The following is a 24,479-nucleotide window of genomic DNA, read 5'->3' as shown; positions in this document are numbered from 1 at the left end:
ACGACGGTGGCCACCCGTACCTGGTCGTACGTGGCGGTCACTGCGGACCGGCGCGCCTGCTGCCAATAATCGTGGCGAACGAGAGCACGAGGGCAGTCTGGCACAGTCCGCCCCCCGCTCACGGTCCGTCTCAGGATGCGGGCGTCGGGGTGGACGCCTCGCGGGCCTTCACCCGCGCCAGATCCAGGTCCTTGGTCTCCCGCATGGTGATGTACACCACAAGGGATACAGCAGTACAGCCCGCCACGTACCAGGAGAAGCCGGACTCGATTCCGGCGTTCTTGAACCACAGGGCGACGTATTCCGCCGTGCCGCCGAAGAGGGCGTTGGCGACGGCGTACGGCAGGGCCACACCGAGGGCGCGCACACCCGTCGGGAACAGCTCGGCCTTCACACAGGCGTTGATCGAGGTGTATCCGGTGACCACGACGAGGGCGAGCAGGGACAGACCGAGGGCCGGCCAGAAACCGTCCGCGCGCTTGAGCAGGGTCATGATCGGCACGGTGAGGACGGTGGAGCCGACCGCGAAGGTGATCAGCAACGGGCGGCGGCCGATGCGGTCGGACAGGCGCCCGGCGAGCGGCTGGAGACAGGCGAAGACGATCAGCGCGGTGAACGAGACGAGGGTCGCGGTCTCCTTGGACAGCCCTGCGGAGTTCGACAGGTACTTGGTCAGGTACGTGGTGTACGTGTAGTAGGCGACCGTGCCGCCCATGGTCAGCGCGACGACCAGGAACGCCTCCCGCCGGTGCCGCCACAGCGCGCGCAGCGTACCGCGCTCCTCGGCCCCGGAGGTGTCCTCCTCGTACACCTCGGTCTCCAGCATGGTCCGCCGCAGATAGAAGACCACCGCGGCGCCGAGCGCACCCACCACGAAGGGGATGCGCCAGCCGTAGCTGTGCAGCGCCTCGTCCGACATGGTGCGCTGCAGGACGATCAGCAGGCCGAGGCCGACGATCTGGCCGGCGGTCATCGAGACGTACTGGAAGCTGGACGCGAAGCCGCGTCCGCGCGGGTCCGAGGCCTCGGTCAGGTAGGTGGCGCTGGCCGCGTACTCGCCGCCGACCGACAGACCTTGCAGCAGGCGGGCGACGAGCAGGACGAACGCGCCGCCGTATCCGGCGACGGCGTACGTCGGCGCGACGGCGATGAGGATGGCGGACGCGGACATCAGCGTGACGGTCAGGGTGAGTGCGGCTTTACGGCCTCTGCGGTCACCTACCCGGCCCAGCAGCCAGCCGCCGACGGGGCGCATGAAGAACCCGACGGCGAAGATGCCCGCGGTGTTCATCAGCTGGGCGGTGGGGTTGCCGGTGGGGAAGAACGCTCCGGCGAAGTAGGTGGCGAAGCTCGCGTACACGAACCAGTCGAACCACTCGACCATGTTGCCCGCCGAGCCGACCCAGATCCTCTTCCAGTGTTGTCGTCCCATGCGCCGTTACCTGCCCGGTGACGGAGCATGGGATTCCTTTTACGTCCGGGATGGGGAGCGCCCCGAAGGGGCGCGGGGAACTGCGCGAGCAACCACGAAGCACCCGCAGTCACCGAGCGCCGAAAGCCCGACGTCGGCTAGCCACCATCACCAAGAAGCGCGACGCCGATGAACTCCCGTACATGAGCCAGCACTTGCTCCCGATCAGTACCGCGCAACCCGATGGCGACGTGAATCGAGAACCCGTCGAGCAGCGCACGCGTCCTCGTTGCGAAGCGATCCGCGTCGACCGGCCGGAACTCGCCGCGCGAGACGCCCTCGGCGAGCAGGGCGACGAGATCGCGGTGCCAGGCGCCCTCGATCGCGGCCTGGCGGTCGCGCGCGTCGTCGTCCGCGTGCTGCGAGCGGTTCCAGACCTCCAGCCACAGCGTCCAGTGCGGGTCGCGGGGGCCGTCGGGGACGTACAGGTCGACGTAGGCGTCCAGGCGCTCGCGGGCCGAGGCGGCGCGGGTGAGCAGCCGGCCGCGCTCGGCTCCCAGCCTGCCCTCACTCCATTCCAGGGTGCGCAGGAGGAGTTCGTCCTTGGACCCGAAGTAATACATGAGGTGGCCGCTGCTCATGCCGACCTCGTGGCCGAGTGCCGCCATGGTGAGCTTCTCCAGACCGCGCTCGGCGATCATGCCCATGGCGGCGGCGAGGACCTCCTCGCGGGGCGGGGCCTGCCTGCGCCCACCGGCCATGCGCTGCTCCTAGATCCTCGGCTGCTGCTGGGTGATGCAGTGGATACCGCCACCCGCCGAGAAGATCGTACGGGCGTCCACCAGCGTCACGCTCCGCTGCGGGAACAGCCGCCGGAAGATCCCGGCCGCGATCCCGTCGTGCGGGTCGTCGAAGCCGCACAGCACGACGCCGCCGTTGCAGAGGTAGTGGTTGATGTACGAGTAGTCGGCCCAGTCGCCCTCCTCGTCCTTCAGGACGGTGGGGGCCGGGACCTCGACGACCTCCAGAGGGCGGCCCTTCGCGTCGGTCTCGCCGCGCAGGATCTCCAGGTACGCCTGCGAGCGGACGTGGTCAGGGTGGGCCGGGTCCTGCTGGCTGTGCACGACCACCGTGCCCGGACTCACGAAGGCCGCGACGATGTCGACGTGGCCCTGGGTGCCGTACCTGCCGTAGTCGCCGCTCAGGCCGTGCGGGAGCCAGATCGCCTTGGTGGTGCCCAGCTTGGCGTGGATCTCCGCCTCGACCTGCTCGCGCGTCCAGCCGGGGTTGCGGCCGGCGCCGAGCTGGACGGTGTCGGTCAGCAGGACCGTGCCCTCACCGTCGACGTGGATCGCACCGCCCTCGTTGACAAGTGCGCTGCTCTGCACCGGCGCCCCGGCCAGGTCCGCGACATGGCCGGCGATCTTGGAGTCGTGCTCCCAGCGGGCCCAGTCCTGGCCGCCCCAGCCGTTGAACACCCAGTCCACGGCGGTCAGGCGGCCCTCCTCGTCGGTCACGAACGTCGGACCGATGTCGCGCATCCACGCGTCGTCGAGCTCGCGCTCCACCAGCTCGGCGTCGGGGCCGAGCAACGCGCGCGCCGACTCGCCCTGGCCTGGGCCGTGCACCATCGTCACCGGCTCGAAGCGGCGCACGGCACGGGCCACGGCCGCCCAGGCGGTGCGGGCCTCGGCCAGTTCCGCGTCGGTGGTGAAGGTCGGATTGGGGCCGGGCCAGGCCATCCAGGTGCGTTCGTGCGGGGCCCACTCGGGGGGCATACGGAAGGTCATACCGAGTCCTAGAGGAAGTAGAGGCGGTTGAGGGACACCGAGTCGGCGGGCTGCGAGCGGAGGGGCTCACCGTCGAGGGTGACGAGACCGGTGCGCTGCTCGACGTCGACTGCTCCGGTACGGGAGTTGAGGCGCAGGTCGGCGGGCCCGATGCCACGGGTGCCGCGGACGGCGACCCTCCTTCTGCGGGTCGGCATCGAGTCGTTGCCCTGGTCGAGGGCGGCCTGGGCGACGAAGGCGACGGAGAGGTCGGCGGGCGTGGCGCCGTGCGCGCCGAACTGCGGTCCCAGGACGAGGGGTTCGCAGGTGTCGGTGGCCGCGTTCGGGTCGCCGACGACGCCGTACGCCGGGAAGCCGGCCTTCAGGACGAGCTGCGGCTTGGCGCCGAAGTACTCCGGGCGCCACAGCACGATGTCGGCGAGCTTGCCGACCTCGATGGAGCCGACCTCGTGCGAAAGGCCGTGCGCGATAGCGGGATTGACGGTCAGTTTGGCGATGTAGCGCAGGACGCGCTCGTTGTCGTGGTCGTCCGGGGCGCCGAGTTCGGCCTTCATCTTCCCGGCCATCGCGAACGTACGGCGCACGGTCTCGCCGGCGCGGCCCATGCCCTGCGCGTCCGACGAGGTGATGCCGATCGCGCCCAGGTCGTGCAGCACGTCCTCGGCGCCCATCGTCCCGGCGCGGATGCGGTCGCGGGCCATGGCGGCGTCGCCGGGCAGGTCGGTCTTCAGGTCGTGGACGGAGACGATCATGCCGTAGTGCTCGGCGACCGCGTCCCGGCCGAAGGGCAGGGTGGGGTTGGTGGAGGAGCCGATGACGTTCGGGCGGCCTGCCATCTTCAGGACGTTGGGCACGTGTCCGCCGCCGCAGCCCTCGATGTGGAAGGCGTGGATGGTACGGCCCTCCAGCACGCGCAGGGTGTCCTCCACGGACAGGCACTCGTTCAACCCGTCGCTGTGCAGGGCCACTTGGACATCGTGCTCCTCGGCGACCCGCAACGCCGTGTCCAGAGCGCGGGTGTGCGCGCCCATGTCCTCGTGCACCTTGAAACCGGAGGCGCCGCCCTCCGCCAGCGCCTCGACGAGGGGGGCGGCATGGGAGGACGAACCCCGGCCCAGGAAGCCGATGTTGACCGGCCAGGCATCGAAGGCGTTGAACGCGTGCCGCAGCGCCCAGGGCGAGTTGACGCCGACGCCCCACACCGGCCCGAACTCCTGTCCGATGATCGTGGTCACGCCGGACGCCAGCGAGGCCTCCATGATGCGCGGGGACAGCAGGTGGACGTGTGTGTCGACGGCACCGGCGGTGGCGATGAGCCCCTCGGCGGACACGATGGACGTCCCGGTGCCGACGACGACGTCCACGCCGTCGAGGGTGTCTGGGTTCCCGGCCCGCCCGATGCCGCAGATCCGGCCCTCGCGGATACCGATGGAGACCTTCCGGATGCCCTGCACGGCATCGATCACGACGACGTTGCTGATCACGACATCGCAGGTCTCGCGCACGGCGGCGGCCTTGAGGTGCAGACCGTCACGGGCGGTCTTGCCGAACCCGGCGAGGAACTCGTCACCGTGGCGCTGGGCATCCGACTCGACGCGGATCACCAGCCCGGAGTCGCCGAGGCGGACGCGGTCGCCGGCGCGGGGGCCGTGGGTGGCTGCGTACTCGTACGGGTTCACCGGTCGGCTCCCCGGGACTCGGCTCCTTGAGGCCCGGCCGCGTGAGACCCGGCACCCAGATATCCGCAGGCGGCCGCCCGGTGCAGGGCCTCTTCCCTCGCACCCGGCGCGTCCAGGGGCCCGTCGACGAGCCCGGCGAAGCCGATCGCGATCCGGTCGCCGCCGATCGGTACGAGCCCGACCTCGACGCTCTCCCCCGGCCCGAACCGCACCGACGACCCGGCGGGTACGGCGAGGCGCATGCCGTAGGCCTCGGCGCGCGGGAAGTCGAGGCGCGGGTTGGCCTCGAAGAAGTGGAAGTGGGAGGTGACGGAGACGGGGACAGTCGCGGTGTTGGTGACCGTGAGCCGTACGGCCGCCTCCGGCTCGGCGTGTTCGGGGCCCGGCAGCAGGGCGCCCGGGGCCTCGTCGCCCAGCCCACCGCCGCCGATCGGGTCGGAGACGATGGCGAGCCGTGAGCCGTCGTCGAAGACGGCCTCGACGTGGACCTCGGTGACGACGTCGGCGACGCCGGGCAGGACGTCCGCCGGGCCGAGCACGGCGCGGGCGCGCTCGATCGCCTCGGCGAGACGGGCGCCGTCGCGGGCGGCCTCGCAGACGGTGTCGGCGATGAGCGCGGTGGCCTCCGGCACGTTGAGCCTCAGACCGCGGGCCTTGCGGGCGCGGGCCAGCTCTGCGGCGGAGAACAGCAGCAGCCGGTCACGCTCCGTGGGTGTCAGTCTCACGACCCGGCACCTCCTTGCCTTCCTCGATTTAGAACATCACTCTAAACGCGCACTTCATGGATCGGAAACATTGACAGCAAGAATCAACTGCATCACATTGAACGTCGCTCTAAACTTCAGGCGGCCGTCGAAGGAGACCAGCCATGCCGATAGAACAGCGCGGAGTCGACACGATCCCGGACGAGGAACGCACGAGCGGTCCGCGTGACCTCGTGTCGATCCTGCTGGGCTCGAACCTCTGTCTGGGCGTGATCATCTTCGGCTGGCTGCCGCCGTCCTTCGGACTCGGCTGGTGGGCGTCGGTCAGCTCGATCGTCGTGGGCACGCTGGTCGGCACGGTGTTGACGGCCCCGCTGGCGCTGGTCTCCCTGCGCACCGCGACCAACCTGTCCACGTCGTCCGGGGCACAGTTCGGGGTGAGGGGCCGGCTGGTCGGCTCCGTCGTCGGACTGCTCCTCGCCCTCGGCTACACGGCGCTGACGGTATGGATCGGCGGCGACGTGATGGTGAGCGTGCTGGGCCGGCTGTTCGGGCTGCCGGCGGACGGCGGGGCGTACGCCGTCGTCTACGCGGTGCTGGCCGCCGCGACGGTGGCGGGCGCGGTGTACGGGTACCGGGTGCTGCTGGCGATGTCCCGGGTGCTGGCGATCGGCATGACGGCTCTGCTGGTGCTGGGCGTGATCGCGTACGCCCCGCACTTCACGACGGCGGCGCTGCCGGACGCGGGCGGCTACCTGCTGGACGGCTTCTGGCCGACGTGGCTGCTGGCGACGGTGGCGGCGGGCCTGTCCGGCCCGATCGCGTTCATCACGCTGCTCGGCGACTACACGCGCTACATCTCCCCCGCCCGCCACTCCTCACGCCGCGTCCTGCACGCGACGTGGCTGGGCCTGATCCTGGGCCTGCTGGTCCCGCAGCTCTTCGGCACGTTCACGGCGTACGCGGCCCACTCGGCCCTGGACTACGCGGGACCGCTGGTCACCGCGGCCCCCACGTGGTACCTGATCCCGTTGCTGCTGGCCGCCTCCGCGGGCTCGGTGGGCAACGCGGGCCTGATGCTCTACTCGATGGGCCTGGACCTGGATGCGATCCTGCCCCGCGCGTCCCGCGCCCGAGCCACGTGTGCGGTGGCGGTCGTGGCCACCCTCTGCGTCTTCATCGGCCACTACGCCTGGAACGCCCAGTCCGCGATGACGTCGTTCGTCCTCCTGCTGACGGCGATCGGCACCCCCTGGGCGGTCATCGCCCTGATCGGCTTCACCCGCACCCGCGGCGACTACGACCCGGACGCCCTCCAGGTCTTCAACCGCCGCGCCCGGGGCGGGATCTACTGGTACCGGGCGGGCTGGAACATCCCGGCGACGGTGTCCTGGGCGACGGGCGCGGGCATCGGCCTACTGGCGGTCTCACTGCCGTCGCACGAGGGCCCGTTGCTCTCCCTGACGGGCGGAGTGGACTGCAGCTTCCTGCTGTCGGGGCTGGTGGGCGGCCTGGTGTACCTGGCACTCACCCCCCGCCGGACGTCACCCGGCCTCGAGCCCCGGCAGGAACCGGCTCGCGCCGAAAGCCGGCTTTAGGTCGGTGAACCAGGTGGCTCCCTCGTCGTAGGCCGCGAAGAACGGGCGGTCCACCAACGACGGGTCGCGGGCCTGGATCAGATGGAGGACGAAGACCCTTTCGCCGGCCACCTCGGCGACTCCGTCCACGCAGACCTTGCCCGGCATCGCCGACATCACCGGGCCGCGGACCGTGCGGGCGAGGCCGGAGACGCGGGCGTAGGCGTCGCGGAAGATGGCGTGGCCGCGGGCCAGGGGGACTCCGAAGTAACCCTGGGGGCCGGTGTCGCGCTCCACGAACTGGTAGTACGGCACCGCCCCGAGGGTGGTCGTCTCCTCCCACAGTTCCGCCCACGCCTCGGCACTGTCGTTGATCCCGGCCACGAGCGGGCCCTGGCAGCGGATCACGGCGCCCGTGTCCCGCACCCGGCGCATCGCCTCCCGCACCACCGGCGGGCGCAGCTCCTGCGGATGCGTGAAGTGGGCCATCAGCGCGAGGTGGCGGCCGCTTGCGACGACCTTTTCGAACAGGCGCAGCAGATCGTCCGCGTCGCGGTCCGTCGTGAAGCGGCACGGCCAGAAGGCCAGCGACTTGGTGCCGATGCGGATCGAGCGGATCGTGTCGATCTCCAGCAGGGGCTCGACGTAGCGGCTCAGCACGTCGGTGCTCATCACCAGCGGGTCACCGCCCGTGATCAGCGCGCCGGCGACCTCGGGGTGCGCCCGCAGATACCCCGAGGTCGCCGCGATGTCGTCCGTGGCGATCCGCAGGTCCGCCTCACCGACGAACTGAGGCCAGCGGAAGCAGTAGGTGCAGTAGGCGTGGCAGGTCTGGCCCTGGCGAGGGAAGACCAGCACCGTCTCGGGGTACTTGTGCTGAAGCCCCGTCAGGCGACTGCCCTCGTGGACGGGCACGTTGGCGTCCAACTGGCCCGAGGGGTGCGGGTTCAGCCGCATCCGGATCTCATGAGCCGTGCGCTGGATCTCGGCCTTGGGCGCCCCGGAGGACAGCAGCTCCATCATCCGGCGCAGATCGGGCGCGGGCAGCATCCCGGCCTGGGGGAACGTCAGCCGGAAGATCGGGTCGTCGGGCACCGCGGACCAGTCGATCAGCTCGTCGACGACGTACGCGTTCGTACGGAACGGCAGGACCGACGAGACGGCCCGCAGCTCGAGCCGCTCCCCGGACGACAGGTCCACGCGCTGCTGGAGCAGTCCGTCCAGGTCACGGGGTGTGAAGGCGCGGTATCGGGGGCTCGTGCGGGGAGCAAGGTGGAGCGCTGAACTCATCTGTGCGGGCGCCTCATTCCGTGACCAGGACCGCCGGCCGCAATTCGACGAATGCGGTCGCCGACGCATCGTACTTCTCCGCGAAGTGCTGGGTGAGCAGCCCGTGCAGCTCTGTCTCGTCGTCGACGACGAGCAGTTCATGGGCGGTGTCCGGAACAGCCAAGGCCTCACTGTACGCGGAGAGTTGATCGAGGCGGTGGCGTGCCATGTACGACACCAGGTCGTGCCCGGCGACGTACAGGCATTCGTCGACGTGGACGAAGCGGCAGCTGAACTCGCGGCGGCCGTCGGTGGCGTCGACCAGGGTCAGCGGCAGATGGGTGAACCGCTCCATCGGCTTGCTCTGCTGCCACAGCTCGTCGAACCTCTGTTCCACGAACGCGCCGAGCGGGGAACGCACGGCGACCTCGAGCTGCACGCCCTCGCCGGACAGGCGGCCTACGGTGAGGAAGGAGACCAGGGAGCGCTCGTCCCAGCGGTAGAGCGTCACACCGGGCGAGGTCGAACAGAGCCGGACCTCCAGGAACTGCTGGGAGGCGTCGTCGAGCCGGCGCGCGAACTGGCTGAGCGTGCGCAGGTTGCGCAGGATGTCGCGGCGGATGTCGGCGCTCTGCTCGCCCAGTTCGCGTCCGCGCAGTATGACGGCGAGGGAGTCGGGGTCGAGCAGCAGGATCTGCACCCGGGCGCCGTGCGCGGTGGCGGAGCGGACACCGCGGAAGAGACGTTCGGAGTACTGCGGGCCGAACAGGTTGGAGAAGGTGTCCAGCACCTTCACGTTGGACGTGGAGCCGTAGACCTGGGCGCTGAACCACTCGTAGTCGAGCCGGGTGTGCTCCCTGACCCGGCCCTCCTGGGCCCGGGAGATCAGCGGGCCGATCACGAAGACGGTGATGACGACGCCGACGAGGTCGGTGCCCAGGTTGAGGGCCAGGTTCTGGCCGTAGCTCTCCATGGAGGCGGCCCGCCACAGCAGTACTCCGGCGACGGCCGCGAGCAGTACCAGCACGGTCAGGCTCTGCGGGCGCCGCGGGGTCCGTAACGCCCGCATCAGCCAGCGCAGCCGCGGTATCGGCGACCCGTTCACCCGCGCTCCTCCCCCGTCGTGTCCGCACGTGCGGGAAGGCACGATCCCCCGCGGATTCAGTGGATACCCGCGCCGGGCAGCCGATACGCGTCGAACGGGCGGCCGGTGTGGGGCCGCCCGTTCTGGGTGCGTCAGCCCAGCGGGTGCATCCAGCCATGCTTGTCCTCGGTGATGCCGCGCTGGATGTCGAGGAGGGCCTGGCGGAGGCGGGCCGTGGCCTCGCCGGTCTCGCCGCCGGACTGCTTCCACTCGGCGCCGGTGCTGCGCTTGACCGTGCCGACCGGGGTGATGACGGCCGCGGTGCCGCAGGCGAAGACCTCGGTGAGGGTGCCGTCCTCGGAGTCGCGCTGCCACTGGTCGAGGGAGATCCGGCCCTCTTCCGCCGTGTAGCCGAGGTCGCGGGCGACCGTGAGGAGGGAGTCGCGTGTGACGCCCTCGAGGATGGAGCCGGTGAGGGTGGGGGTGACGATCCGGTCGCCGTACACGAAGTACAGGTTCATGCCGCCGAGTTCCTCGACCCACTGGTGCTCGACCGCGTCGAGGTAGCAGACCTGGTCGCAGTCGTGGGTGGCGGCCTCGGCCTGGGCGAGGAGGGAGGCCGCGTAGTTGCCGCCCGTCTTGGCGTCGCCCATGCCGCCGGGGACGGCGCGGACGCGGTCCTCGGAGACCCAGATGGAGACCGGCTTCACACCGCCGGCGAAGTAGGCGCCGGCCGGGGAGGCGATGACCAGGAAGAGGTACTCGTTGGCCGGCTTGACGCCCAGGCCGACCTCCGTCGCAATCATGAAGGGGCGTAGGTAGAGGGACTCCTCGCCGCCGTGCGCGGGCACCCAGTCCTTGTCCTGGCCGACGAGGGCGTCGCAGGCCTCGATGAACGTCTCGACCGGCAGCTCGGGCATGGCCAGGCGCTTGGCGGACCGCTGGAAGCGCTTGGCGTTCTGGTCCGGGCGGAAGGTGGCCACGGAGCCGTCGGGGCGGCGGTAGGCCTTGAGGCCCTCGAAGATCTCCTGGGCGTAGTGCAGGACGTTGGTCGCCGGGTCGAGGGGGATCGGCGCGTACGGAACGAGCTGGCCGTCGTGCCAGCCCCGGCCCTCCGTCCACTTGATCGTCACCATGTGATCGGTGAAGTGGCGGCCGAAGCCGGGGTTGGCCAGGATCGCCTCGCGCTCGCCGGCGGAGGTCGGACGGGCGGAGGGCTTGAGCTCGATCGTGGGCGTCGTCATGAGTGGTTGTCCTTCACCGGTTGTGTGTGACGGGCCGCGCTCAGCCCCGCACGGCCGGTGGCCTGTGCTAGGACGTCCGAGCTTTCCCTCATTCCGCGGCTCCGCGTTCGATTATCGCGCGGCGGCAGGGACAGAAGGAATCGGGGTGAATGCGGCCCAGGGGTCGATGGTGGCACCCGGCGGGGGACATGGGGAAGCCGCCGGGCGCCTGAGCTACCCGACGGCTTCGAAAGGTTTCGCGGCGCGGCGGGTCAGCCGGCTACTCGTACGGAGAGCGCGTCGCCGATCTCCGAGGTGCTGCGGGCGGGCTTGTCGCCGCGCTCCGCGAGGTCCGCGGAGACGGCGTCCTCGATACGTGCCGCCTCCGTGTCGTAGCCGAGGTGGCGCAGCAGGAGGGAGACGGACAGGACCGTGGCCGTGGGGTCGGCCTTGCCCTGGCCGGCGATGTCCGGCGCCGAGCCGTGCACGGGCTCGAACATCGAGGGGAACTCGCCGGACGGGTTGATGTTCCCGCTCGCGGCGACGCCGATGCCGCCGGAGACGGCCGCGGCGAGGTCGGTGATGATGTCGCCGAAGAGGTTGTCGGTGACGATCACGTCGAACCGCTCGGGCTGGGTGACGAGGTAGATCGTCGCCGCGTCGACGTGGATGTAGTCGGTCTCGACCTCGGGGTACTCCGCGGCCACCTTGTTGAAGACATTCGTCCACAGGTGACCGGCGAAGGTCAGCACGTTGTTCTTGTGGACCAGCGTGAGCTTCTTGCGCGGGCGGGCCTGGGCGCGGGCGAAGGCGTCGCGGACCACGCGCTCGACACCGAAGGCCGTATTGACGGAGACCTCGGTGGCGACCTCGTGCTCGGTGCCCTTGCGGATGGTGCCGCCGTTGCCGGTGTACGGACCCTCGGTGCCCTCGCGGACCACGACGAAGTCGATCTCGGGCTGGCCGGCGAGCGGGGTCGCCACACCCGGCAGCAGCTTCGACGGCCGCAGGTTGACGTGGTGGTCGAAGGCGAAGCGGAGCTTGAGCAGGAAGCCGCGCTCGAGGACGCCGGACGGGACCGACGGGTCGCCGATGGCGCCGAGCAGGATGGCGTCGTGCTGCTTCAGGCCGGCGAGGTCGGCATCGGTGAGGGTCTCACCGGTGGCGTGGTAGCGCTTGGCGCCGAAGTCGTACTCCTTGGTCTCCAGCTTCACATCCTGCGGAAGGACGGCGGAGAGGACCTTGAGACCCTCGGCCACGACCTCCTGGCCGATGCCGTCACCGGGAATCACTGCGAGATTGATGCTGCGAGACATGTCGGCACCCTACTCCTCGTCCCATGGGATGACATGGGGTGTCCGCCATACGGACAAGGGGAGGGCACTCCTACGGGTGACGGTGACCTTGGTTCGACCTGTGTTCACCCAGATGTAGGAAGGCTGTTGGGCTCCGCTGGGAACTTCACCCCCATGGCTGTGTTTTCCAGAGGGACACCCCCCGAACCCCCCGTCCCTGACGTCGGCATCCCACCGCACCTCGCCCGGCGGATGAGCATGGCCGAGCAGTACGAGTATCTGCGCACCCGGTTCACCCGGCGCCGGACGCTGGTGACCGCGGGCGCGGTGGCCGGCGGGCTGCTCACCGGCTGCTCGGGGTCGTCCGGTGCGCGCTCCTCCGGCGCCACGGCGAGCCCGGCCCCGGCGACCTCGCACGTCGCGGGCTCCGCCGTCGCCCCCTTCGGCCGCCATCTCGCCTTCGGCGCCGACCCGAAGACCCGGATGCGGATCTCGTGGCAGGTGCCGTTCGCGGTCAAACAGCCGTACGTACGGGTCGGGTTGCGGCCCGACGACCTCGGCCGGCGGATCCCGGCCGAGGTGCGCAACCTGTACACCCCGGGGGTGCAGGGCGTGCGGCCGGCGATCGAGCAGTACTACGTGCACGCGGCCCTGGACGGCCTGCGTCCCGGCACGACGTACTACTACGGCGTCGGCCACGACGGCTGGGACCCGGCGACCCCGGCGCACCGCGCGGGCATCGCGTCCTTCCGTACGGCGCCCGCGACCCCGGAGCGCTTCGTCTTCACGGCCTTCGGCGACCAGGGCGTCTCCGCGGCCGCGAATGCCAACGACCATGTGCTGCTGCGCCAGAAGCCGGCCTTCCATCTGCACGCGGGCGACATCTGCTACGCGAACGTCAACGGCTCAGGCAAGACCTCGGACGGCTACGACCCCCAGTTCTGGGACCTGTTCCTGAAGCAGACCGAGCCGGTGGCGAAGTCGGTGCCGTGGATGGTGACCACCGGCAACCACGACATGGAGGCCTGGTACTCACCGGACGGCTACGGCGGCCAGCTCGCCCGCTTCTCCCTGCCCGACAGCGGCTTCGACCCGCACGCGGCGCCGGGCGTCTACGCGTTCACGTACGGCAACGTCGGCTTCGTGGCGCTGGACGCGAACGACGTGTCGTACGAGATCCCCGCCAACCTCGGCTACACGGGCGGCCGGCAGACACAGTGGCTGGACCGCAGGCTCGGCGAGCTGCGCGCGGCGGCCGACGTCGACTTCGTGGTCGTCTTCTTCCACCACTGCGCCTACTCGACGTCGCAGCACGCCTCGGACGGCGGGATCCGCGCGGAGTGGCTGCCGCTGTTCGCGAAGCACCAGGTGGACCTGGTGATCAACGGGCACAACCATGTGTACGAGCGGACGGACGCCGTGCGCGACGGCGAGGTGGGCCGGGCGGTGCCGGTCGGCGCGGAGACGGATCCGACGCGGGACGGGATCGTGTACGTCACGGCGGGCGGCGGCGGCCGGGACCTGTACGGGTTCCCCTCGGGTGTCGAGGACAGCTACGAGGGTCATGCCACCCGGCACGACGCGGTCAAGAGCTTCCACTGGACGAAGAACCGGACGTCCGAGCCCGAGTCCGTCGAGTGGTCACGGGTGCGGTACACCGGCTTCTCCTTCCTCTCGGTGGAGGCGGAGGCGGGTACGTCCCCGAGACTGAGGGTGTCCGCGCTGGCGCAGAGCGGCAGGCGGATCGATCACTTCGAGGTGCGGCGCGGCCGGTGAGACCGCGCCGCACCCCGTGCGGGTGCGGCTCCCGGATCAGCGGCGCGCGCCGGCTCAGTGGCCGGTCTCGCCCCCGTTGTCACGGCGGTCGAGGGCGCGCTGGAGGGCTGCGGCGGCGTTCTTGCGGTCGGACTCGCTCGTGCGGGAGACGTGGCGGACTCGGCGGCGGACGGTCGTCTCGGCCATGGAAATCGACTCCTTCGACACACCTGGGTGCGGGAAAAGGTGCGGAGAAAAAGGGTTACGAGACTCCCCACTGCTTGACGCGTGGGAGGTGCCCCCAGTCGGGCGGGGAGCGGTGCCGCAGGGGTTGCCTGCACGGGGCCCGGCTCACGACCGCCATTCGCTTGATCGAGCGAGACGTTCGGCTCCTACAAAGTTAAGCGAGGAGCGCGCTTCTGTCTCTACAATTAGTCGGACTTCCTACTATCTGAGACGGCACTTCGGGCCTCACCGCTGTGACCTGCGTTTTCTCGGCCCGGCCCAGAGTCAGAGCACGTCCCCGTCACGCCAGTCGAAGAGCAGCTCGTGCGCGGGGTCGAGTGGTCCGGCGAGGGCGGGCCACACATGGAGGTCGCCCTCCTCGTCGCGCAGGTGGACGGGTCCGTCCGGGGAGAGGGCGCTGATCCGGCCGGGCCACACCTGCCAGCCCCGGGTCCCGTACAGCCGGGCGCCGTCCTCGCTCGCCGACAGGGCACCGAGGTCGTACGCCCGGTCGACGACCCTCTCCAGCGCGCCCATCACGCGGCCGCCATGACCGCTGCGGCGCGCGTCGGGCCGTACGCCCACCGCCTCGACGTATCCGACCCGCAACCAGCGGCCCCGGTGCCGCATCCGGCGCATGACGACCGAGCCGTGGGCGGCGAGGCCGGCGTCGTCGTGGACGAGGGCGTGGATGCCGCCGAGGCCGTGCTCCCAGTCGTGGTCGTCGAAGTGTCCGGCGAAGGCGGCGTCCAGGAGGGCGCGGGCGGCGTGGAGTTCGGCCGGGGTGAGGTCGGCGGTGTGCGCCGTGCGGAGGCGAGTGGTCACAGGGCCGTCCTCACCGCCTCCCGGAAGCCCTTCGGGTCCTCCACCCACGGCAGGTGCCCGGCGTCCGGCAGGATCACCCGGCACACCCGGGGCAGGGCGCGCTCCAGGGAGTCGACGGCGGTGCGGGGGCGGATGTCCCGGGCGCCGTCGACGATCAGCACCGGGACGTCGAGGGACTTGCAGGCGTCGTACAGCTCGGGGGTGCCCCAGACCCGCTCGCGCTCGTCGTTGAGGGCCCGGTTGCACTCGTCGTTGATCGCGAACCACGGGTCGGCCATGCGCCGGGCAGGCTCCAGCGCCCCCGCCCGGTCCTCGAACTCGGCCGACCACTGGAGCACCGCGCGCTCACGCTCCTCGTCCTCCGTCAGCCACGGACGATCCGTCAACTCCTGGAATCGGGCGAGGCGTTCGGGGTGATCGGCAAGACGGGCGCGGAAGTTCGCCCGGTGGGCGGAGTGCCAGTCGGCGTCGGGTCCGATGCCCGTCCCGGCGACGTACACCAGCGTGCTCACCCGCTCCGGGTGGGCCAACGCGTAGCTCAACACCAGCTGCGCGCCCCAGGAATGGCCGAGCAGCGCCATGCGGTCGAGGCCGAAGTGCCGTCGTACGGCGTCCAGATCCGCCACGAACCGCTCGCTCGTCCACGGCCCCGCACACCGCTCGGACCGCCCGCAGCCACGCTGGTCCCAGCGGACCACCGGGGTCACGTCCGCCAGCAGGTCGGTGACGTCCCCGAACATGTCCCACAGGCCGGGCCCGCCGTGGCACAGCACCAGCGGCTCCCCCGGGCCCGAGCGCTCCACCCACAGCCGTGCGCCGTCGTCCGTCTCCACCGTCTCGCTCCCCGTCATGGGGCCAGTGTGCCCCGGATGAAAGGAAGGCGGACATGGAAGCGGGCCGGGAAGCCTGCTCGGGGGTCAGGCTTCCCGGCCCGGGTTCGGGGGCTGGTCAGCCCATGTGCGGGTACGTGTAGTCGGTCGGCGCGACCAGCGTCTCCTTGATGGCGCGGGTCAGGGTCCAGCGCAGCAGGTTCTGCGGGGCGCCGGCCTTGTCGTTGGTGCCGGAGGCACGGCCGCCGCCGAAGGGCTGCTGGCCGACGACGGCGCCGGTCGACTTGTCGTTGATGTAGAAGTTGCCCGCGGCGTAGCGGAGCTTCTCCATCGTGTGGGCCGCGGCGGCACGGTCGTTGGCGATGACCGACCCGGTCAGGGCGTAGTCGGAGACCGACTCCATCTGCTCCAGCATCTCGTCGTACTTGTCGTCCTCGTAGACGTGGACGGCGAGGAACGGGCCGAAGTACTCGGTGCGGAAGACCTCGTTCTCCGGGTCGGTGCACTCGACGACCGTCGGACGGACGAAGTAGCCGACCGAGTCGTCGTAGGAGCCGCCCGCGACGATCGTGCAGGTCGGGTCGGACTCGGCACGGTCGATCGCGGCCTTGTTCTTGGCGAAGGCACGCTCGTCGATGACGGCACCGATGAAGTTCGCCAGGTCGGTGACGTCACCCATGGCCAGACCGTCGACCTCGGCAGCGAACTCCTCCTTGAAGCCGGAGTTCCAGAGGGAGGCCGGGATGTAGGCGCGGGAGGTCGCCGAACACTTCTGGCCCTGGTACTCGAAGGCACCGCGGGTCAGGGCGGTCTTGAGGACGGCACGGTCGGCGCTCGGGTGGGCGACGAGGAAGTCCTTGCCGCCGGTCTCGCCGACGAGACGCGGGTACGAGCGGTACTTCTCGATGTTGTTGCCGACCGTCTTCCACAGGTACTGGAAGGTCTTGGTCGAGCCGGTGAAGTGGATGCCGGCGAGGTCGCGGTGGACCAGGGCCACCTTGGAGACCTCGATGCCGTCGCCGGTGACGAGGTTGATGACGCCCTTGGGCAGACCGGCCTCCTCCAGGAGCTGCAGGAGCAGCACGGCGGCGTGGGTCTGCGTCGGGGACGGCTTCCAGACGACGACGTTGCCCATCAGCGCGGGGGCGGTGGGCAGGTTGCCCGCGATGGCGCTGAAGTTGAACGGCGTGATCGCGTAGACGAAGCCCTCCAGCGGGCGGTGGTCGAGGCGGTTCCAGACGCCCGGGGAGTTGGCCGGGGGCTGCTCGGCCAGGATCTGGCGGGCGTAGTGGACGTTGAAGCGCCAGAAGTCGACCAGCTCGCACGGGGTGTCAATCTCGGCCTGCTGGGCGGTCTTCGACTGGCCGAGCATGGTGGACGCGGCGATGGTCTCGCGCCACGGCCCGGACAGCAGCTCGGCCGCGCGCAGGATGATCGCGGCGCGGTCGTCGAAGGACATGGCGCGCCAGGCGGGCGCGGCGGCCAGGGCCGCGTCGATGGCGTCCTCGGCGTCCTGCTGGGTGGCGTTGCGGAGCGTGCCGATGACGGCCTTGTGGTTGTGCGGCTGGACGACCTGGAAGGCTTCGCCGCCGCCCATGCGCTTCTCGCCGCCGATCGTCATCGGCAGGTCGATCGGGTTCTCGGCCAGCTCCTTGAGCTTGGCCTCGAGACGGGCGCGCTCGGGCGAGCCGGGGGCGTAGCCGTGCACCAGCTCGTTGACCGGGGTGGGGACCTGGGTCACAGCGTCCATGGGTTACCTCTTCCGAGTGATTCTCGGGCTTCAGCACGGGGGCGCCGAAGCAGTTGCGTACGGTGAGCAGCGGTCAGGGCTTGACCGTCACGGACTCGCTGCGGCGAGCCCGTGAGAAACCCCCTCGGGGGCGGAGTCACGGGATCCGTAACTCCTTCCACGGATCTGGGTCCGGCTCAGCCGGCCCCAGGGCGGCGGCTGTTGGCCTCCGAAACTCCTCGGGGACCGACAGTCGCGGCTCATCCAGCGCATCACCCCTTGCTGATCATCGAGCGGACGAAAAAGCGCAGGTTCGCCGGCTTTTCAGCGAGCCTCCGCATGAAGTAGCCGTACCAGTCGGTGCCGTAGGCGGTGTAGACACGCATCCGGTGGCCTTCGGCGGCGAGCCGGAGGTGCTCGTCGCCGCGGATGCCGTAGAGCATCTGGAACTCGTACTCGTCGAGCTTGCGCCCCGCCTTGTGCGCGAGGTCCTGGGCGATGGAGATGAGCCGCGGGTCGTGGGAACCCACCATCGGGTACCCCTCGCCCTCCATCAGCGTCTTCAGGATGCGCACGTACGCCTTGTCGATCTCGTGCTTCTGCTGGTAGGCGACCTCGGCGGGCTCCTTGTACGCGCCCTTCACCAGGCGGACGCGGCTGCCGCTCGCGGCGAGGCGGCGGGCGTCGGCCTCGGTGCGGAAGAGGTAGGCCTGGATGACGCAGCCGGTCTGCGGGAAGTCCTTCCGCAGCTCCTCGTGGATGGCGAACATCGAGTCGAGGGTGGTGTGGTCCTCGGCGTCGAGGGTGACGGTCGTGCCGATGGCGGCGGCGGCCTCGACGACGGGGCGGACGTTCGCGAGGGCCAGCTCGTGGCCGCCAGGGAGGGACTGGCCGAACATGGAGAGCTTCACGGACATCTCGACCCTGGGGCCGAGCTCCAGCTCCTTCAGCCGCTCGACGAGCCGCAGATAGGCGTCGCGGGCGGCGGTGGCCTGCTCGGGGGTGGTGATGTCCTCGCCGACCACGTCCATGGTCAGCTCGAGTCCCTCGGCGGTCAGGTCCTTGATGACCGGCACGATGTCGTCGACGGTCTCACCGGGGATGAAACGGTCGACGACCTGCCTGGTCACCGGGGCCGCCGAGATCAGGCGTCGCATCCGGTCGCTGCGTGACGCGGCGAGAATCACGGGACCCAGCACGGGGCACCTCCACAACAAAGGCCAAGAGAGGGCCGTGACACCGACTCGGGAATGTTCGGGTACGGCACGGAGAACCACCGTGAAACCTAAGGATCCCTCCGATCGTCGGCCATCGACAGCTGTCACGCATCCGTTCCCCGGATCTCAGACAGATGTATGAAGGCGGCGGGGAAGTGCGGGAGAATGCCCGGGTGGCGACGGATACTGGATCTTCTAACCGCGCGGGTGACTACCAGGAGCTGGTGGACGAGATCTCGGAGCTGCTGGGCGCCCCGGCGACCCTGGAGAACCGCGACTTCGAGCTGATCGCCTTCGGTGCGTACGACAGCGAGGGCGAGCTGGACGCGTCGGCACTGGACCCCGTCCGGACCCGCTCGATCCTGACCCGGCGCTCGACTTCGGCCGTCCGCGCGTGGTTCGAGGGCTTCGGCATCACCCGCGCGACGGGACCGGTGCGCATCCCGCCGGCTCCGGAGGCCGGCGTGTACCGGGGACGCATCTGTCTGCCGGTACGCCATCGGGGTGTCGTCCTCGGTTACGTCTGGCTCCTGGACGACGATCCGGGTCCGAGCGAGCGGCAGCTGTCCGCCGCCATGGCGGTCACCACCCGCATCGGCGCGCTCCTCGCGGACGAGGCCCAGGCCGGGGCGGATCTCACCCGTGAGCTGCGCGCGGTCCTGGTCGCCGAGCGCGGCTGGCAGCGGGACATGGCGGTGGCCGAACTCCGTACCGCCCTCGGTGCTCGCGCGGACGCCCCCCACACGCTGGTCTGTGTGGCCCCCTGGCCCTCGGCCGGCCCCGACGACGCGCCCTCGGTCCGCACCCTGCCCGGCGCGACGGCCCTGTGCACGGTCCCGTGGGGCGCGACCGACCAGTCCCTCGCCCTGCTGGTCCGCCTCCGCTCGACGAACACGACGACACCGGCGGTGTCGGCGGCGGCGAGGCTGCTGGAGCGGGCGGAGGGGTTGGGTGGGGGCGCCGACAGGGGCGGGCGCAGCGCCGGGGCCGGGCGGGTCGCCGCCGGGCTCGCCGCTCAGCGCAACGGGCTGGCCGAGTTGGGGCCGGCCTGGCGGGAGGCGGCCGGTGCGGCGCGCGCGGCGCTGGCCGAGCCGAGGTTGGGGCCGGTGGCCGAGTGGACGCTGATCGGGCCGTACCGGATGCTCACCGCGCTGCCCCCGGAGGCCGCCCACGACCCCGTGGTCGCCCCGCTCCGCACCCCGGCCCATCTCGAACTGGCCCGTACCGCCGAGGCGTACCTCGACTGTGCGGGCCAGGCGGGACGTACTGCCGCGGAACTGGGCATCCACCGCCAGACCCTCTACTACCGCCTGTCCCGGGTCGAGCAACTCACGGGCCTGGACCTGGACGACGGCGAGGACCGCCTCCTGCTGCACATGGCGCTGAAGGGGGCTCGTCTCTAGGGCCGACCCCGACACACCTGGGCGCCGCCGGGCTCCGGGACCAACCCCACGTCACCGCTGAGCGGCACCGGCCGGCCCCACGCCCACACCCCCCGTGTCACGCGCCTGTGGCGGCCTCGATGATCCGGCGCAGGCCCTCGGTGAGTACCTCCCCGTCGGGCGCGGTCTTCGCGTCGAACGTCCACTGTGCGATGAGCCCGGTCATCAGCACCAGATAGAAGCGGCCCAGCGTGTCCGCGCTCTCGTCGGAGACCTCCTCCTCCGGCACGCCCATCAGCAGCGATACCAGACCCCGTCCGCCCTCTCGCTGCGCACGGGCCAAGTGTTCGCGCACTTCCGGGAGTTCGATGGTCATGACCTCCATGCTGAGCCGCCAGACGGAGCCGGGCTGGCGCATGGTGTCGACGATGTTCGACCACACCCATCGGAAGCGTTCCAGCGACCCGGGGGCACCCTGCGGCTCGACGGCACCCTCCGCGCCGAAGGCGCCGGACATGTTCTCCACCAGCGCGACGTACGCCTGCGCCAGGAGCGCGTCCTTCGAGCCGTAGTGGTAGCCGATCGAGGCGAGGTTCGTCCCCGACTCCTTGACGATGTCCCGCGCCGTCGTACGCGCGAACCCCTTCTCCAGCAGGCAGCGCTTGGCGCCTTCGAGCAGATCCTCACGGTGTCCCATGCGGGCCAGCCTAGCCCCGATCCATACAGCCGTCCTAGACAAACGATTTATACAGGCGACTTACACAACCGTTCTAGACAAGCGTTTAAGACGCGCGTACATTCGCTGCCATGACGAACCCGACGAGCACCACCACGAACCCGCCCGCACGTGCCGGACGCCGCGAATGGACGGCGCTCGGCGTGCTGATGCTGCCGCTGCTGCTGGTATCGATGGACGTGTCTGTCCTCTACTTCGCCATCCCGGCGATCAGCGCGGACCTGCGGCCGACCGGCACCCAGCAGCTGTGGATCTTCGACATCTACGGCTTCGTCCTGGCCGGCCTGCTGATGACGATGGGATCCCTGGGCGACCGCATCGGCCGGCGCAAGCTCCTGCTCATGGGCGCCACGGCGTTCAGCGCGGCCTCGGTCCTGGCGGCCTACGCGAACAGCCCCGAGACCCTGATCGCGGCTCGCGCGATCCTCGGCGTCGGCGGCGCGACCCTGATGCCCTCGACGATGGCGCTGCTGCGCACGATGTTCACCGACCCCGGTGAGCGCGCCAAGGCCATCGGCCTGTGGTCCGGGGTGATGACCGGCGGGATCGCGCTCGGCTCGGTGATGAGCGGTGTCCTCGTCGAGCACTTCTGGTGGGGCTCGGTGTTCCTGGTGAACCTGCCCGCGATGGCCCTGCTGCTGGTCCTCGGCCCGGTCCTGCTCCCCGAGTCGAAGGACCCGAATCCCGGCCGCTTCGACTGGCTGAGCGTCCCGCTGTCCCTGGCCGCCGTGCTCCCCGTCGTCTACGGCCTCAAGGAGATCCCGTCCGAGGGCTGGAACGTCCGGTACGTCGTCTCGGTGACCGTCGGACTGCTCTTCGCCGCGCTGTTCGTCCGCCGCCAGCGCACGGTGGCCTCGCCGCTGATCTCCCCGGCCCTGTTCCGCGGCCCCGGCTTCACCCCGGCGGTCGTCCTGACCCTGGTCTCGGCGTTCGGGATGATGGGCTCGGCCATCTTCACCACGCAGTATCTGCAGTCGGTGCTCGGCAAGAGCCCGCTCGAGGCGGCCCTGTGGAGCCTGCTCCCGTCGGTGCTGATCGGGGTCGCGGCGCCGGTGACGACGGCGATCGTCCAGAAGGGCGCCGACCGCGGGAAGGTCGTCGCCGCCGGCTTCGCCATCACTGCGGGCGGCTACGCGATGCTCGCCCTCGTCGGCACCGACTCCCTGTGGACGGTCCTCGCCGCCGCGGGTGTGCTGGCCTCCGGTGTCGTCGTGGTGATGTCCCAGCTGACCGACCTGGCGATGGGCACGGCGCCGGTCGAGCGGGCGGGTGCGGCCTCCTCGCTCATGGAGACCGGCACGGAGTTCGGCGGCGCCCTCGGGATGGCGGTCCTCGGCTCCATCGGTACGGCGCTCTACCGCCATGAGATGCCGGCGTCGGCCCCGGCCGAGGCCCGCGAGACACTGAGCGGCGCACTGGCAACGGCCGCCCACCTGCCGGGCCACACGGGCGACGCTCTGGCCACGGCGGCCCGCGAGGCGTTCACCACGGGCATCCACGGAGCGGCGATCGCCGGAGCGATCCTGCTGGCCGCGGCGGCGGTGGCAGCGGCCCTGACCCTGCGGAGGATCCAGGTACGGAAGCCGGCGGAGACGCAGCCCGTGGAGGCCACGGTCTGAGGAACGGCATGGAAAAGGCGCCGGTGGCTGGGATTCCAGCCACCGGCGCCTTCACAGCACTGTTCGCATTTCAGCCCCTCTGGGGTACCCCCTCCGGGGGAGTCCTAGGACGAGGCCGTTCAGGTCGAAGCGGGGGTCTGGGGGCGCCAGCCCCCAGCACACGCCGGCCTCAGACCAGGTTCACCGAACGAGCCGCCGTCGCCCCGATCTCCGCGGCGACCTCGGCCAGGACGCCGGCGGCCACCGTGTCGTCGACCGTCAGCACCGCCAGCGCCTCCCCGCCGACCGCCGCGCGGGCGACCTGCATGCCGGCGATGTTGATACCCGCCTCGCCGAGGATGCGGCCGACGGTGCCGACGACACCGGGACGGTCCTCGTAGCGCAGGACGACCATGTGGTCGGCGAGCGCGAGGTCGACGTCGTAGTCCCCGACGGCGACGATCTTCTGCACGTGCTTCGGGCCGGCCAGCGTGCCGGAGACCGACACCTCCTCGCCGTTGCCCAGCGTGCCGCGCACGGTCACCACGTTGCGGTGCTCGGGCGACTCGGAGCTGGTGGTCAGGCGCACCTCGACGCCCCGCTCCTGGGCGAACAGCGGCGCGTTGACGTAGGACACCGTCTCGGCGACGACGTCCTCGAAGACGCCCTTGAGCGCGGACAGCTCCAGCACCTTCACGTCGTGCTGGGTGATCTCGCCGTACACCTCGACGTCGAGCCGGACGGCCACCTCGCCCGCGAGCGCGGTGAAGATCCGGCCGAGGCGCTCGGCCAGCGGCAGACCCGGCTTGACGTCCTCGGCGATGACACCGCCCTGCACGTTCACCGCGTCCGGGACCAGCTCGCCGGCGAGCGCGAGCCGCACCGACTTGGCGACCGCGATACCCGCCTTCTCCTGCGCCTCGTCCGTCGAGGCGCCGAGGTGCGGGGTGGCCACGACCTGGTCGAACTCGAACAGCGGGGAGTCGGTGCAGGGCTCCTTCGCGTACACGTCGAGGCCCGCGCCGGCGACCCGGCCCTCCTTGAGCGCCGAGTAGAGCGCCTCCTCGTCGACGATGCCGCCGCGCGCGGCGTTGACGATGCGCACGGACGGCTTGACCCTGCGCAGCGCCTCATCGCCGATGAGGCCGAGCGTCTCAGGGGTCTTGGGCAGGTGGACGGTGATGAAGTCGGAGACCTCGAGCAGTTCGTCGAGGGACACCACCTTCACGCCCATCTGCGCGGCCCGGGCAGGCTGGACGTAGGGGTCGTACGCGACGACCTTCATACCGAAGGCGGACATGCGCTGCGCGACGAGCGCGCCGATGCGGCCGAGGCCGACGACGCCGAGGGTCTTCTCGGCGAGCTCCACACCCGTGTACTTGCTGCGCTTCCACTCGCTGTTCTTCAGCGCGGCGTTGGCCTGCGGGATGTTGCGGGCGGTGGCGAGGATGAGACCGCAGGCCAGCTCGGCGGCGGTCACGATGTTGGAGGTCGGGGCGTTGACGACCATGACGCCGGCCTTGGTGGCGGCGGAGACGTCGACGTTGTCGAGGCCGACGCCGGCTCGCGCGACGACCTTGAGCTTGTTCGCAGCGGCGATCGCCTCGGCGTCGACCTTGGTGGCGGAGCGGATCAGGATCGCGTCCACGTCGGCGATGGCGGGGAGCAGTTCGGCCCGGTCGGCGCCGTTGCAGTGCCGGATCTCGAAGTCTGGGCCGAGCGCGTCCACGGTCGCGGGCGACAGCTCTTCGGCGATGAGTACGACGGGTTTCGAGCTCACGTGAGGTCCTCACAAGTCCATTGCATGCGGACGGCCGTCCCGACGGCCGCAGGCGGAGGAGGGGGCTAGCCGCGGAAGACGCACGACGCTGTGGGCCTGACGCGTATGTTGTGCAGCAGTCTAGTAGCGCGGCGGAGGCCGGCTTGCGCCTCTGCGGAAGGATCACCCGTCCGTGGCTGGACGGGGTGGCCAAAGGGGCCGGAGCGGTCCGCCCCGACCCCCTGGCATGCGGCTTACGCCTCTTCGTTCACCCAGCTCATCAGCTTGCGGAGCTGCTTGCCGGTGGTCTCCAGCAGGTGCTCGGAGTCCTGCTGCTTGTACTCGTTGTACTTCTTCAGACCGCCGTGGTACTCGTCCATCCAGTTCCTGG

20 protein-coding genes and 1 pseudogene are annotated in these 24,479 nt (G+C 70.6%); 4 read left to right on the top strand and 17 right to left on the bottom strand.

Features of this window, described 5'->3' with window-relative positions:
* Positions 1 to 130: 130 nt before the first annotated feature.
* The 5 genes from IEZ19_RS39795 to ureA all read right to left on the bottom strand — a co-directional run bounded on the left by IEZ19_RS39795 (position 131) and on the right by ureA (position 5,605).
* On the bottom strand, positions 131 to 1,432 hold the full coding sequence (locus tag IEZ19_RS39795; protein WP_189316280.1) for an MFS transporter: 1,302 nt from the start codon (positions 1,430 to 1,432) through the stop codon (positions 131 to 133).
* A 137-nt stretch (positions 1,433 to 1,569) separates the two neighbouring features.
* Positions 1,570 to 2,172, bottom strand: coding sequence for a TetR/AcrR family transcriptional regulator (locus IEZ19_RS39790; RefSeq protein ID WP_189316279.1), 603 nt, complete (start codon positions 2,170 to 2,172; stop codon positions 1,570 to 1,572).
* A 9-nt stretch (positions 2,173 to 2,181) separates the two neighbouring features.
* Complete coding sequence (locus IEZ19_RS39785; RefSeq protein ID WP_189316278.1) at positions 2,182 to 3,201, bottom strand: agmatine deiminase family protein; 1,020 nt, start codon at positions 3,199 to 3,201, stop codon at positions 2,182 to 2,184.
* 8 nt (positions 3,202 to 3,209) lie between these two features.
* Positions 3,210 to 4,880: an urease subunit alpha gene (locus IEZ19_RS39780; RefSeq protein ID WP_189316277.1), complete on the bottom strand. Its 1,671-nt coding sequence runs from the start codon at positions 4,878 to 4,880 to the stop codon at positions 3,210 to 3,212.
* Complete coding sequence (gene ureA, locus IEZ19_RS39775) at positions 4,877 to 5,605, bottom strand: urease subunit gamma (protein ID WP_189316276.1); 729 nt, start codon at positions 5,603 to 5,605, stop codon at positions 4,877 to 4,879. Before ureA ends, IEZ19_RS39780 begins: the two co-directional genes overlap by 4 nt.
* 143 nt (positions 5,606 to 5,748) lie before the next feature.
* Here ureA and IEZ19_RS39770 point away from each other — a divergent pair, with 143 nt between their 5' ends.
* Positions 5,749 to 7,182 carry a cytosine permease gene (locus tag IEZ19_RS39770; protein ID WP_189316275.1) on the top strand — a complete coding sequence of 478 codons (1,434 nt, stop codon included), beginning with the start codon at positions 5,749 to 5,751 and terminating at the stop codon, positions 7,180 to 7,182.
* Here the strand turns inward: IEZ19_RS39770 and IEZ19_RS39765 are convergent.
* From IEZ19_RS39765 to IEZ19_RS39750, 4 genes are all read right to left on the bottom strand, one after another.
* Positions 7,129 to 8,451 carry a KamA family radical SAM protein gene (locus tag IEZ19_RS39765; protein WP_189316274.1) on the bottom strand — a complete coding sequence of 441 codons (1,323 nt, stop codon included), beginning with the start codon at positions 8,449 to 8,451 and terminating at the stop codon, positions 7,129 to 7,131. The genes IEZ19_RS39770 and IEZ19_RS39765 overlap by 54 nt on opposite strands.
* A 13-nt stretch (positions 8,452 to 8,464) precedes the next feature.
* Positions 8,465 to 9,535 carry a hypothetical protein gene (locus IEZ19_RS39760; RefSeq protein WP_189316273.1) on the bottom strand — a complete coding sequence of 357 codons (1,071 nt, stop codon included), beginning with the start codon at positions 9,533 to 9,535 and terminating at the stop codon, positions 8,465 to 8,467.
* Between the two features lie 131 nt (positions 9,536 to 9,666).
* A complete protein-coding gene (locus IEZ19_RS39755; protein WP_189316272.1) occupies positions 9,667 to 10,758 on the bottom strand; it encodes a branched-chain amino acid aminotransferase in 1,092 nt (363 codons plus the stop codon).
* A gap of 251 nt (positions 10,759 to 11,009) precedes the next feature.
* Positions 11,010 to 12,053: a 3-isopropylmalate dehydrogenase gene (locus IEZ19_RS39750; protein WP_189316271.1), complete on the bottom strand. Its 1,044-nt coding sequence runs from the start codon at positions 12,051 to 12,053 to the stop codon at positions 11,010 to 11,012.
* Positions 12,054 to 12,290: 237 nt separating this feature from the next.
* Between IEZ19_RS39750 and IEZ19_RS39745 the strand changes: the two genes are divergently transcribed.
* Positions 12,291 to 13,808 (top strand): purple acid phosphatase family protein, encoded by a 1,518-nt coding sequence (locus IEZ19_RS39745; protein ID WP_229841342.1) that lies wholly within the window; start codon positions 12,291 to 12,293, stop codon positions 13,806 to 13,808.
* Between the two features lie 54 nt (positions 13,809 to 13,862).
* Here the strand turns inward: IEZ19_RS39745 and IEZ19_RS52760 are convergent, their stop codons facing one another.
* From IEZ19_RS52760 to IEZ19_RS39725, 5 genes are all read right to left on the bottom strand, one after another.
* Positions 13,863 to 13,994: a hypothetical protein gene (locus IEZ19_RS52760; protein WP_015493350.1), complete on the bottom strand. Its 132-nt coding sequence runs from the start codon at positions 13,992 to 13,994 to the stop codon at positions 13,863 to 13,865.
* A gap of 303 nt (positions 13,995 to 14,297) precedes the next feature.
* On the bottom strand, positions 14,298 to 14,837 hold the full coding sequence (locus IEZ19_RS39740; RefSeq protein WP_189316269.1) for a GNAT family N-acetyltransferase: 540 nt from the start codon (positions 14,835 to 14,837) through the stop codon (positions 14,298 to 14,300).
* Complete coding sequence (locus tag IEZ19_RS39735; protein WP_189316268.1) at positions 14,834 to 15,688, bottom strand: alpha/beta fold hydrolase; 855 nt, start codon at positions 15,686 to 15,688, stop codon at positions 14,834 to 14,836. Before IEZ19_RS39735 ends, IEZ19_RS39740 begins: the two co-directional genes overlap by 4 nt.
* 97 nt (positions 15,689 to 15,785) lie before the next feature.
* On the bottom strand, positions 15,786 to 17,417 hold the full coding sequence (gene pruA / locus IEZ19_RS39730) for an L-glutamate gamma-semialdehyde dehydrogenase (protein ID WP_189316267.1): 1,632 nt from the start codon (positions 17,415 to 17,417) through the stop codon (positions 15,786 to 15,788).
* A 251-nt stretch (positions 17,418 to 17,668) separates the two neighbouring features.
* Positions 17,669 to 18,595: a proline dehydrogenase family protein gene (locus tag IEZ19_RS39725; protein WP_189316266.1), complete on the bottom strand. Its 927-nt coding sequence runs from the start codon at positions 18,593 to 18,595 to the stop codon at positions 17,669 to 17,671.
* Between the two features lie 152 nt (positions 18,596 to 18,747).
* On the opposite strand from IEZ19_RS39725, the gene IEZ19_RS39720 reads away from it, so the two are divergent.
* Positions 18,748 to 20,016 carry a PucR family transcriptional regulator gene (locus IEZ19_RS39720; RefSeq protein ID WP_189316265.1) on the top strand — a complete coding sequence of 423 codons (1,269 nt, stop codon included), beginning with the start codon at positions 18,748 to 18,750 and terminating at the stop codon, positions 20,014 to 20,016.
* Between the two features lie 97 nt (positions 20,017 to 20,113).
* Here IEZ19_RS39720 and IEZ19_RS39715 read toward each other — a convergent pair whose 3' ends face one another.
* Complete coding sequence (locus tag IEZ19_RS39715) at positions 20,114 to 20,692, bottom strand: TetR/AcrR family transcriptional regulator (protein WP_189316264.1); 579 nt, start codon at positions 20,690 to 20,692, stop codon at positions 20,114 to 20,116.
* 110 nt (positions 20,693 to 20,802) lie between these two features.
* On the opposite strand from IEZ19_RS39715, the gene IEZ19_RS39710 reads away from it, so the two are divergent.
* A complete protein-coding gene (locus IEZ19_RS39710; RefSeq protein ID WP_189316263.1) occupies positions 20,803 to 22,350 on the top strand; it encodes an MFS transporter in 1,548 nt (515 codons plus the stop codon).
* Positions 22,351 to 22,519: 169 nt separating this feature from the next.
* Here IEZ19_RS39710 and serA read toward each other — a convergent pair whose 3' ends face one another.
* Both serA and IEZ19_RS39700 read right to left on the bottom strand, forming a co-directional pair.
* Entirely contained in the window at positions 22,520 to 24,109 is a 1,590-nt protein-coding gene (gene serA / locus IEZ19_RS39705; protein ID WP_189316262.1) for a phosphoglycerate dehydrogenase, read from the bottom strand.
* A gap of 233 nt (positions 24,110 to 24,342) precedes the next feature.
* Positions 24,343 to 24,479, bottom strand: a pseudogene (locus IEZ19_RS39700) (ketol-acid reductoisomerase); the annotation flags it as partial.

Origin of the sequence: Streptomyces brasiliensis, assembly GCF_014647875.1 — a bacterium.
Lineage (GTDB): Bacteria > Actinomycetota > Actinomycetes > Streptomycetales > Streptomycetaceae > Streptomyces > Streptomyces brasiliensis.
The sequence above is the reverse complement of the archived record's forward strand: the minus strand, read 5'-3'. Positions and strand labels throughout refer to the sequence as shown.

Coding starts and splice junctions, on each gene's coding strand:
- IEZ19_RS39735 (WP_189316268.1), bottom strand. CDS start 15,688: ATGACGGGGAGCGAGACGGTGGAGACGGACGACGGCGCACGGCTGTGG.
- IEZ19_RS39770 (WP_189316275.1), top strand. CDS start 5,749: ATGCCGATAGAACAGCGCGGAGTCGACACGATCCCGGACGAGGAACGC.
- IEZ19_RS39795 (WP_189316280.1), bottom strand. CDS start 1,432: ATGGGACGACAACACTGGAAGAGGATCTGGGTCGGCTCGGCGGGCAAC.
- IEZ19_RS39755 (WP_189316272.1), bottom strand. CDS start 10,758: ATGACGACGCCCACGATCGAGCTCAAGCCCTCCGCCCGTCCGACCTCC.
- IEZ19_RS39710 (WP_189316263.1), top strand. CDS start 20,803: ATGACGAACCCGACGAGCACCACCACGAACCCGCCCGCACGTGCCGGA.
- pruA (WP_189316267.1), bottom strand. CDS start 17,417: ATGGACGCTGTGACCCAGGTCCCCACCCCGGTCAACGAGCTGGTGCAC.
- IEZ19_RS39785 (WP_189316278.1), bottom strand. CDS start 3,201: ATGACCTTCCGTATGCCCCCCGAGTGGGCCCCGCACGAACGCACCTGG.
- IEZ19_RS39750 (WP_189316271.1), bottom strand. CDS start 12,053: ATGTCTCGCAGCATCAATCTCGCAGTGATTCCCGGTGACGGCATCGGC.
- IEZ19_RS39715 (WP_189316264.1), bottom strand. CDS start 20,692: ATGGGACACCGTGAGGATCTGCTCGAAGGCGCCAAGCGCTGCCTGCTG.
- IEZ19_RS39790 (WP_189316279.1), bottom strand. CDS start 2,172: ATGGCCGGTGGGCGCAGGCAGGCCCCGCCCCGCGAGGAGGTCCTCGCC.
- IEZ19_RS52760 (WP_015493350.1), bottom strand. CDS start 13,994: ATGGCCGAGACGACCGTCCGCCGCCGAGTCCGCCACGTCTCCCGCACG.
- IEZ19_RS39745 (WP_229841342.1), top strand. CDS start 12,291: ATGGCCGAGCAGTACGAGTATCTGCGCACCCGGTTCACCCGGCGCCGG.
- IEZ19_RS39720 (WP_189316265.1), top strand. CDS start 18,748: ATGTATGAAGGCGGCGGGGAAGTGCGGGAGAATGCCCGGGTGGCGACG.
- IEZ19_RS39765 (WP_189316274.1), bottom strand. CDS start 8,451: ATGAGTTCAGCGCTCCACCTTGCTCCCCGCACGAGCCCCCGATACCGC.